Genomic DNA, 9,247 nt, shown 5'->3' on the forward strand with positions numbered 1-9,247 from the left:
CCAGGCGCATGACCGAGACCATCCGCGAGGTCTACGAGCGCTACGGCTTCGAGCCGGTGGAAACGCCGACCATGGAATTCACCGACGCGCTCGGCAAGTTCCTGCCCGACCAGGACCGGCCCAACGAAGGTGTGTTCTCGTTCCAGGACGACGAGCAGTGGATCTCGCTGCGCTACGACCTGACGGCGCCGCTGGCGCGTTACGTCGCCGAGAATTTCGATTCGTTGCCAAAGCCGTATCGCAGCTACCGCGCCGGCTACGTCTATCGCAACGAAAAACCCGGTCCCGGCCGCTTCCGCCAGTTCATGCAGTTCGACGCCGATACGGTGGGCAGCGCGTCGCCGGCCGCAGATGCCGAGATGTGCATGATGGCGGCGGATGCGATGGAAGCGCTGGGGATTCCGCGCGGCAGCTATGTGGTTCGCGTCAATAACCGCAAGGTGCTCGATGGTGTGATGGAGAGCATCGGGCTTGGCGGCGACGACAAGGCCGGGCAGCGGCTCACGGTGCTGCGGGCGGTCGATAAGCTCGATAAATTCTCTGCCGACGAAGTGAAGAAGCTGCTCGGTCCCGGTCGTTGGGACGGCGGAGAAGAAGGCAAGGGTGACTTTACGAAAGGCGCCGGCTTGTCTGACGCGGACGCTCATATCGTGCTTGGTGTTACGGAAAAGCGCGATGATTGGAAAGAGGCTATCGCCGCTGCGGACTTATACTTGGCCAAGAGCGAAACCGGTCAGGCGGGCGTAAGCGAACTCGAAGAAATTGCGAAGTTAGTGACGGCGGCTGGCTACGGTTCTGACCGGATTCTGATCGATCCCTCCGTTGTCCGCGGCCTCGAATACTACACTGGCCCCGTCTACGAAGTTGAACTGCTCCTCGACGCTACCGACGAAAAAGGCCGCCCCGTGCGCTTCGGCTCGGTCGGCGGCGGCGGGCGTTACGATGGACTGGTGTCGCGCTTTCGCGGCGAGCCGGTGCCGGCGACCGGCTTCTCGATTGGCGTCTCAAGGCTGCAGGCCGCGCTCACCATGCTGGGCAAGCTCGACACCACGCCGGAATTCGGCCCGGTGGTGGTCACCGTGTTCGACCGCGACCGCGTCGCCGACTACCAGAAGATGGTCGCCCAACTGCGCAACGCGAAAATCCGCGCCGAGCTGTATCTCGGCAATCCCAAGAATATGGGCAACCAGCTCAAATATGCCGACCGGCGGAATTCGCCTTGTGTGATCATCCAGGGCGGCGACGAGAAGGATGACCCCGCAGGGCGGCAAGTCGTCATCAAAAATCTGATCCTCGGCGCCGAACTGTCCAAACTGGAAGGCGACCGCGACGCCTATCTGGCGAAGCAGGGCGAAGCCCAGACCAACGTGCCGGAAGCGTCGCTGGTCGACGAGGTCCGCAAGATTCTCGACAGGCACGGCGTGAAGTGGGGGCACTGATCTGCGCGTCGCAGGTCTTGTGCCGGGCATCCACGTCTTGTTTGATGCGCGCCATCGTGGATGGCCGGGACAGACCCGGCCATGACGAAGAAACAACGGGAGACATCGATGCCTGAGATCACCATCAGCATGGCCGCCGGCCGCACCGACGAGCAGAAGAAGGGCATGATGATCGACATCACCCAGGCGCTGGTGAAGAACCTCGGCGTCGATGCCGAAGCCGTCGTGATCCAGATCAACGAAGCCGCCCACACCAACAAGATGAAGGGCGGCAAGACCTTCGTCGAGCGCTACGCCGCCGCGGCGGCCGCGAAGAAGTAGGGCGCTGACTTCCCCTCTCCCCCGCGCGAAGCGAAGCTTCGCTAGGTGGGAGAGGGTGGACGCGCGATAGCGCGGCCGGGTGAGGGGGCGCCACGAGCTCCGAGCCCAGTAACCCCTCATCCGTCGCGGCTGCGCCGCGCCACCTTCTCCCACAAGGGGAGAAGGAAAAAGAAGGTCATCCAAACACCGCGACGTTCTGCCGGCTGGCCATCACCGGCTCGCCTTGCGCGTTCCACACCGTCATCGCCTGGCTGGAATAGCCGTTGCCGATCTGCTCTGCGCCGTTGCGGATCAGCCACCAGCCGTCGTCGGTGGTGATGTTGTCGGTCAGCATGTCCAGCGACCAGGTCATGGTGCTGATCGGCGACGGCGTCGTCGCCATGGTGGAAGCGGCCGGTGGCGGCGCATCCGCCAGCGCCAGCAGTGCCACGGCCGCGGAGGTTTGCGGCGGCACGCGGTGGCGCAGCCACAGCATCATTTCCGGATGCGCGCTGCCGCTGAACGGCAGCGATCCGCCGACATGGCGGCCTTCGATGTGTTCAAGGAAGCGCAGTACGGGCGGGGCGTTGCGGAAAAAATCCGGGCAAGAATCGGGCGCTTTCATTTCCGGCGATGCGATCGCGACATGCGCCAGCGCCGACGCCCGTGCTGCGCCAAAACACAGCGTGGCGCGGGTGGCGAGGCCGGCGTCACCGATCAGATCGACGCCGGCGAACACCGTCGATTTGCCCTTGCGCAGCACGGTAGGACGGATCTGCAGCGCGCCGGACGCCGGGCCGATGAAGGCGAACTGCGCCGAGCGCAGCGGCGGCAGATCGGCAAACGAGCGCAACGCGCCCTGCAGGCAGAGTGTCGCGGCCATTCCGCCATAGACGGTGCGGCCCTGCAACCAGTCGTCGCTGACCGTAACGGTCCAGCCGTCATCGGCCGCCTGCAGGCTGTTCATGATCTCTGTGAATTCGGTCATTGCATTCCCTCGCTGGCGTCGTGGCGCGCCAGTGGCATGATCAGCGTCATCTATAGCGGGGAAATACACGGCAGGAAATGGATGCCGTAGGATGGGTTGAGCGCTTTTGCGAAACCCATCACCCTCTGCCGATGTGTTTCGCGAAGGCGCTCAACACATCCTACCAGCTACTGGCGCGCTCGCGCCCCGGAATGACAGGCGAAGACCGCCGCCTCACTTCGACGGCAGCAGGCCCTTCACTTTTTCCATGTCCTTGATGTTGAGCCGGAAGCCGCCGGGCATCACGATGTCGCCGGGGCGCTGGTCCTTGCCGCAGTCGCCCAGCCATTTCGCCTGCAGCGTCACGGTGCTGTCGCCGGGCACGCCCGCGGGCGGCTTGTCGCTATGCGAAACGACCTTCACCGCATAGGCGGAATTGAAATCGCCGGTGATCTCGGAATGCGAGGTCAGCGTGCTGCCGCCGAAGCTGCACACCGAATCCGTCACATAGCCGGTGGCGGTTGGCTGGGTGTCGTTCTTGCTGCAGTTCTGCTTGGCCATCGGCGAGAAGTTCGCCGTCATCTGCTTGTCGGTGGTCTCGTCGGTGCATTGCTGCATCGTCATTTCGGGCGTCGGCGAGCCCTCGCGCAGCATCTTCAATTCCCACAGCCCGGACTTGCGGGTGGGCAGCTCCACGGCGGAAGCGGCCGGAAGCCATGACAGCAGCGTAAGAGCTGCGAGGGGAAACCAAACCGACGCTCGCATCATGCTCCGCTCCGGGTGCAGAAGGCGTGACAGGAAAGCTCAGTAGCGGACGCGCAGCGGACGATCCGAGGCGCCGTACGGCACCCAGCGGCAGGCGAAGGAAATGTAGCCGCCGTAATAGGTCTGGGCGCCCAAGAATTTCACCACCTTGCCGTATTGCGCGCAGTGATCGACGGCCATGGCGCGAACGTCGCTCTGGCTGACCAGCGAGTAGGCGATGATGCCGCCGGTGTCGTTGCCCTTGAACGGCGGGACGGTGTCGGCCCGGGCCGCTCCGCCAGCCAGCATTCCAACCATCGCCGCAGCCAGCATTGCCGGTCGAATCATTCGCATCTTCGTCTCCATCATGTTGGGCCTACTGTAGAGGGCCGTTGCGACCATGAAAAGAACGCTGCGCGATCCCCACGGGTTTGTGCGCAAGGTGTGGCCGCGGCGCACTTGACCCCGCACGGGCTTCGCGGCACCGTCGGGAACCATCATCACCCGGCGGATTCCCCATGCGTGACGTCATCTCATCCTGCAAAAAAGCCGTTCTGGCCGCCTTCGCTGGCGCCGCTTTGGGCTTGCTGGCGCTGGCCCCCGGCGCCCAGGCCGCCAACCCGCTGGAGCTGAATTTCTGGCTGTCCGGCCCGCGCTATGAAGGCCGCGTCGCCGAATGCGAGGCCGGGCTGTCGACGATTTCCTCCCAGTTCCAGGACAAGGAGAGCACGTTCTGGAATTCGGCGCTGCAGATCACCGGCTTCGCCCGGGTGCACGAAACCGCATTCCGGCCCTGGGCCTCGGACAACATCCCGCGCCGCTACTGCACCGCCGACGCCATGCTGAACGACGGCAAGCTGCGCCAGGTGCACTACTCGATCATCGAAGACGGCGGCTTCGCCGGCTACGGCCAGGGCGTCGAATGGTGCGTCGTCGGCCTCGACCGCGACTGGGCCTATAACCCGAAGTGCCGCGCCGCCAAGCACTGAACCGGATCGTCCGGAATCGCATTTTTGTTCTTGAATTGTTCTTGAGGCCTGACTAGGCTCGCCCTTCTCAGGGGTGGGGCGTGTCGATGTTGCAGGCTTTGCGATTTTTCACTTCGCTCGCGCTTTTTTGGGCAGTGCTGACCGGCGCCGCGGCGGCGCAGGACAGCCGCCAGAACGCGCCCGGCGAATTCGATTTCTACGTGCTGTCGCTGTCGTGGTCGCCGTCGTTCTGCGAGGCGGCCCAGGAGCGCGGCAATTCCGGGCGCTCGCAGCAGACGCAGTGCGGCGGCCGGCCGTTTTCCTTCGTGGTGCATGGGCTGTGGCCGCAATACGACCGCGGCTTTCCCAACTACTGCGAGCGGCCGTCGCCGCGCCTGCCGCGCAACATCATGACCTCGATGCTCGACCTGATGCCGGCGCCGGGCCTGATCTTCGATGAATGGGACAAGCACGGCACCTGTTCGGGGCTGGGCGCGCGCGGCTATTTCGAGACGGTGCGCAAGGCCCGAGCAGGGGTGAAGATCCCCGAGGAGTATCTCGATCTGGCGACCGCCAAGACCATCGCGCCGGAGGCCATCGAGGCGGCGTTCATCAAGGTCAATCCGGGCCTCAGCGGCTCGGCGATCGCGGTGACCTGCGAGCGCAACCGGCTCAGCGAGGTCCGTATCTGCCTCAGCAAGGACCTCCAGTTCCGCGCCTGCGAGGAAATCGACCGCCGCGCCTGCCGCCGCGACACCGTCGTGATGCCGCCGATGCGCGGCGGGTAGCGATCGGCCTCTTTCTTACCCTCCCCTGGAGGGGAGGGTCGGCGAGCGGTTCGCGAAGCGAACGCGAGACGGGGTGGGGTGACAGCGCTGCGGTGGACCTCCCGAGCCAAACACATCCGCCGTCACCCCACCCCGACCGCGCCTGACGGCGCGCTCGACCCTCCCCCTCCAGGGGAGGGTAAAAAAAGAAAGCGTCAGCGCGCAAAGAGAGGCGCTCTATGCTCGCTGCCCCGCATAGCGTACTGCTTCCGCTATGAATTATCGTCACGCCTTTCACGCCGGCGGCTTTGCCGACGTCATCAAGCATCTCGTGCTGGTCCGCATCCTGACTCACCTGCGCGAGAAGGAGGCGCCGTTTCGCGTCATCGACAGCCATGCCGGCGCCGGGCTCTATGACCTCCAGGGCGACGAGGCCACGCGCTCGGGCGAATGGACCACCGGTATCGCCCGCATCATGCAGGCCCGCTTCACCGAATCCACCGTGCCGCTGGTCGAGCCCTATCTCGAAATCGTGCGCTCGTTCAACAAGCCGCGCGAGCTGAAGGTCTATCCCGGCTCGCCGCTGATCGCCCGCCGCCTGATGCGGCCGCAGGACCGCATGGTGGCCTGCGAGGTCGAGCCCAACGCGCGAAAACATCTGATCTCGTCGCTGCGCCGCGACAAGCAGGCCCGCATCGTCGATCTCGATGGCTGGGTCGGGCTGCCGGCCTTCGTGCCGCCGAACGAGCGCCGCGGCGTGGTGCTGATCGATCCGCCGTTCGAGAAGAAGGATGAATTCGAGCGCATGGCCTACGGCTTCGACGAGGCTTTCGCCAAGTGGGCCACCGGCATCTATGTGATGTGGTACCCGGTGAAAAGCCGCCGGGCCACCGATGCGCTGGCGCAGCACGTCGCCGCCACCGTGGCCGCGGCTGCCGCGCCCGGCAAAGTCCTGCGGCTGGAGTTCTCCGTTGCGCCGCAAACGCCCGAAGGCGGGCTGACCTCCACCGGGTTGTTGATCGTCAATCCGCCGTGGAAGCTAGCCGCGGACCTGAAGGCGATCCTGCCCGAGCTGGAAAAGCCGCTCGGCCTCGGCGGCGCCGGCCGCTTCCGGCTGGAAACCGCCAAGGCGTGAACTATCAAGCCGACAACCTGAATGCCGCGCGCAAAAAGCGTATTTGAGCGGTAGTCAATCCGTCGGGAACCGTATTATGCTGCCTCCATTGGGACTGGCTTTACGTTCCGCTTCCGCAAATGGGGGCGGCGGAGTGATTAGGCCTCGATGATATTGACGGAGCGGAGATTGTTACCGCCTCCGCCGTGAAGGCCAAGCTTTCCGGGAAGTGCGAACTTCACAGTGAATGTCCGGTCGGCCGGGGCGCGTTTGGCGCCGTGGCGGAGCATTGCGGGGGAGGATTTCCCGATGGGCATGAGCGGTACGGTCAAGTTCTTCAACGGCGAGCGCGGCTACGGCTTCATCAAACCGGACGATGGCGGACGCGATGTGTTCGTGCACATCACCGCTGTGGAGCGCGCCGGACTCAAGGACCTGATCGAAGGGCAACGCATCACCTTCGAGGTCGAGCCCGACAAGAAGGGCAAGGGACCGAAGGCCGTCAATCTGGTGATCACGGCTTAAAGCCACACATACGATCGTCATCCTGAGGTGCCGTCGCGAAGCGACGGCCTCGAAGGATGCGCTGCAAGCGCTTGTGGCCGCATCCTTCGAGGCTCGCCAAGAGGCTCGCGCCTCAGGATGACGGTTTTCAAGTTTGTGTAGCCCCAACAAAAATCCCGGCCGCGTGAACGGCCGGGAGGTTGTTGTCGCTTCGTCTTTTATCTGGATCAGAAGTGGTAGTTCACGCCGAGCCGAACGGTGCCGAAGTCGAGGCCGTTCTTGGTGCCGGTGAGCGTGTAGTCGTTGCTGGACAGGTTGACGTAGAGGTATTCGATCTTCGCGGTCCAGTTCTGGTAGATGCCGACTTCGGCGCCGACGCCGACGGTATAACCGGCCGAGGTCTTAGACTGCTGCAGGCCGTTGAGCTCCGTCTCCAGGCTGCCGAAGGCGAGACCGCCGGTGCCGTACACCAGCACGTTGTTGAAGGCGTAGCCGATGCGGCCGCGCACGGTGCCGAACCACGGGTTCGAGAATTTGTAGTTGGCGAAGCGGTCGTCGGCGCCGGTGCCCTGCAGGTCGCCTTCGAGACCGAACACGACGTTGCCGCTCTGCCAGTTGTAACCGCCGGTCACGCCGCCGGCGATGCCGGACGGCTTGGCGCCGGAGTTGGAAACGTTGCCCCATTCATAGCCCAGGGTGCCGCCGAGATAGGGGCCGGCCCAGCTGTAGCCGTTGAGCGGCTGGTTCACCGTGTAGGGCGCGCGGGACTGGTACGGCAAATCCGCCGCCTGCGCCGACACCATACCTGCAGCCAAAGCGACGACTGCCGCGAACGCTAACTTGCTCATCTCAAACTCTCCAAAACGCTGTACTGGCCGCAACCCCGTACCGTCTTTCAAACGAAGCCTTAGGGTTACGGAATTCGCTCTTTTCTTGATAAGATTTGTGGGAGTTTTGCCTTAAGCAGTTCTTAATCCGGCGTTTCCGCGCTCTATCGACGTTAAAAAAGTCTTACTTTGGGCGGCCTGGAGGAAACTCCGGCCTCTCCGCCGTCATTGCGAGGAGCCCTTGCGACGAAGCAATCCAGCTCTTCCTGCGGCTGTGGCCCTGGATTGCCGCGTCGCTTCGCTAAAGGGAAAGCCAACGGCTTTCCCTGACCTCGCAATGACGGCCGAGGGTCTGCCGCTTTGCCGGGGATTACCGGGCCTGGCGCTGGCGATCAGGCGCCACAACGCTTAAATCAGGGCCATGATTCAAGACCCCACCGACCTGCCGCCGTTGCCGGCCGATGCCGTTACGGAGCCCGGTTCCAGCGACCTGCCGCCGGCCGCCGTGCCGGAACTCGAGGCGGATACCGCCACCGAGGACGAAGAAGACGGCGCGCTGCCTGACGTCGCCGATGACGATGCCGGCGAACCTATTCCCGAGGGGCCGCTGGCGCTCGGCCGCGCCGCCATCGAGCACGCGGTGAAACACGCCCCGCACTCGCCGGGCGTCTACCGGATGCTGAACGCGGCCTCCGACGTGCTCTATGTCGGCAAGGCCAAGAACGTGAAGAAGCGGCTGGCATCCTATGCCCGGCCGACCGGCCACGTGATGCGGATCGCGCGCATGATCGCCGCCACCGTGGTGGTCGAGATCATCTCCACGGCGACCGAGACCGAGGCGCTGCTGCTCGAGGCCAACCTGATCAAGCAGTTGCGGCCGCGCTTCAACGTGCTGCTGCGCGACGACAAGTCGTTTCCCTACATTCTGCTGTCCGGCGACCACTGGGCGCCGCAGATCCTGAAACATCGCGGCGCGCAGTCGCGGCCCGGGCGCTATTTCGGCCCGTTCGCCTCGGTAGGCGCGGTCAACCGCACCATCACGGCGCTGCAGCGCGCGTTCCTGGTGCGCTCCTGCACCGACTCGTTCTTCGAGAGCCGGACCCGGCCGTGCCTGCTGTATCAAATCCGGCGCTGCTCCGGCCCGTGCACCGGCGAGATCGATTTTCCCGGCTATACCGAGCTGGTGAAAGAGGCCAAGGATTTTCTGTCCGGCCGTTCGCGCGCCGTGAAGCAGTTGCTGGCCGGCGAGATGGAGAAGGCATCGGACGAAATGGAGTTCGAGCGCGCCGCGCTGTACCGCGACCGTCTCGCGGCACTGTCGGCGATCCAGTCGCAGCAGGGCATCAACCCGCGCACGGTGGAAGAAGCCGACGTGTTCGCCATCCACCAGGAGGGCGGCTATTCCTGCGTCGAAGTGTTCTTCTTCCGCACCGGGCAGAACTGGGGCAACCGCGCCTATTTCCCGCGCGCCGAAAAATCCTTCACGCCGGAGGAGGTGCTGGCCTCGTTCCTGGCGCAGTTCTACGACGACAAGCCTCCGCCAAAGATGATCCTGCTGTCGCACGGCATCGAGGACGCCGACGTGCTGGCGGCGGCGCTGGCCATCAAGGCCGGCTT

General features: G+C 64.5%; 10 protein-coding genes and 1 pseudogene. 7 read left to right on the forward strand and 4 right to left on the reverse strand.

The genetic code is table 11. The features are described from left to right. Both hisS and JWR89_RS00295 read left to right on the forward strand, forming a co-directional pair. The coding region (gene hisS, locus JWR89_RS00290) for a histidine--tRNA ligase (protein WP_299710290.1) at window positions 1-1,439 on the forward strand (1,439 nt) is incomplete at its 5' end. A 108-nt stretch (window positions 1,440-1,547) separates the two neighbouring features. After that, window positions 1,548-1,760: a tautomerase family protein gene (locus JWR89_RS00295; protein ID WP_299710292.1), complete on the forward strand. Its 213-nt coding sequence runs from the start codon at window positions 1,548-1,550 to the stop codon at window positions 1,758-1,760. A 175-nt stretch (window positions 1,761-1,935) separates the two neighbouring features. Here the strand turns inward: JWR89_RS00295 and JWR89_RS00300 are convergent, their stop codons facing one another. The 3 genes from JWR89_RS00300 to JWR89_RS00310 all read right to left on the reverse strand — a co-directional run bounded on the left by JWR89_RS00300 (window position 1,936) and on the right by JWR89_RS00310 (window position 3,804). Further along, the gene (locus tag JWR89_RS00300; protein ID WP_299710293.1) at window positions 1,936-2,727 is read right to left on the reverse strand and encodes a thioesterase family protein; all 792 of its coding nucleotides are present in this window, start codon (window positions 2,725-2,727) and stop codon (window positions 1,936-1,938) included. Window positions 2,728-2,940: 213 nt separating this feature from the next. Then, window positions 2,941-3,471 carry a DUF3617 family protein gene (locus tag JWR89_RS00305; RefSeq protein WP_299710306.1) on the reverse strand — a complete coding sequence of 177 codons (531 nt, stop codon included), beginning with the start codon at window positions 3,469-3,471 and terminating at the stop codon, window positions 2,941-2,943. 39 nt (window positions 3,472-3,510) lie between these two features. Continuing rightward, window positions 3,511-3,804 (reverse strand): hypothetical protein, encoded by a 294-nt coding sequence (locus JWR89_RS00310; protein ID WP_299710295.1) that lies wholly within the window; start codon window positions 3,802-3,804, stop codon window positions 3,511-3,513. A gap of 164 nt (window positions 3,805-3,968) precedes the next feature. Between JWR89_RS00310 and JWR89_RS00315 the strand changes: the two genes are divergently transcribed. From JWR89_RS00315 to JWR89_RS00330, 4 genes are all read left to right on the forward strand, one after another. Then, window positions 3,969-4,439: a hypothetical protein gene (locus tag JWR89_RS00315; protein ID WP_299710297.1), complete on the forward strand. Its 471-nt coding sequence runs from the start codon at window positions 3,969-3,971 to the stop codon at window positions 4,437-4,439. Window positions 4,440-4,525: 86 nt separating this feature from the next. Then, window positions 4,526-5,206: a ribonuclease T2 gene (locus JWR89_RS00320; protein WP_299710308.1), complete on the forward strand. Its 681-nt coding sequence runs from the start codon at window positions 4,526-4,528 to the stop codon at window positions 5,204-5,206. Between the two features lie 253 nt (window positions 5,207-5,459). After that, entirely contained in the window at window positions 5,460-6,320 is an 861-nt protein-coding gene (rlmJ, locus tag JWR89_RS00325; protein ID WP_299710299.1) for a 23S rRNA (adenine(2030)-N(6))-methyltransferase RlmJ, read from the forward strand. Between the two features lie 288 nt (window positions 6,321-6,608). Beyond that, window positions 6,609-6,824: a cold-shock protein gene (locus tag JWR89_RS00330; RefSeq protein ID WP_299710301.1), complete on the forward strand. Its 216-nt coding sequence runs from the start codon at window positions 6,609-6,611 to the stop codon at window positions 6,822-6,824. Between the two features lie 206 nt (window positions 6,825-7,030). On the opposite strand, the gene JWR89_RS00335 is transcribed toward JWR89_RS00330, so the two are convergent. Beyond that, window positions 7,031-7,651 (reverse strand): outer membrane protein, encoded by a 621-nt coding sequence (locus tag JWR89_RS00335; RefSeq protein WP_299710303.1) that lies wholly within the window; start codon window positions 7,649-7,651, stop codon window positions 7,031-7,033. Window positions 7,652-8,159: 508 nt separating this feature from the next. Here JWR89_RS00335 and uvrC point away from each other — a divergent pair. After that, a pseudogene (uvrC, locus tag JWR89_RS00340) lies at window positions 8,160-9,247 on the forward strand (excinuclease ABC subunit UvrC); the annotation flags it as partial.

This window comes from Tardiphaga sp. (assembly GCF_028290785.1).
Lineage (GTDB): Bacteria > Pseudomonadota > Alphaproteobacteria > Rhizobiales > Xanthobacteraceae > Tardiphaga.